1 pseudogene is annotated in these 317 nt (G+C 34.1%); it reads right to left on the reverse strand.

The annotated features are described in order from the left end of the window. Positions 1-317, reverse strand: a pseudogene (locus ACRHOC_RS14765) (ion channel protein); the annotation flags it as partial.

The raw sequence follows: 317 nt of genomic DNA on the forward strand, positions 1-317 counted from the left end.
TCTATCATATTCAAATTTTTGAAAAGCAAAAAACAACGCCACAACTGCTACAATTAAAGAACCTGAACTTACTACAAAAGCTAAACGTTTCTTCGCTGTAGCTTGAGAGAAGTAATATCCTAAGAATAACAGTACAAACACGATCACTAAAATCACTGATATTAGAGCCCAAACATCAAAACTAAAGGTATTTACAAAGCCTTTGAAGATCTTTGAAAGTCCAACCTCAGGAATAACCACAATAGCATCAATTGTCATGTTTTGTGCAAATGCCAGATTACTTTTTATCTCCTTATCATTAGGAGACAACTGAAGGG

The sequence above is a fragment of the Winogradskyella poriferorum genome (genome assembly GCF_050618035.1).
Taxonomy (GTDB): domain Bacteria; phylum Bacteroidota; class Bacteroidia; order Flavobacteriales; family Flavobacteriaceae; genus Winogradskyella; species Winogradskyella poriferorum_A.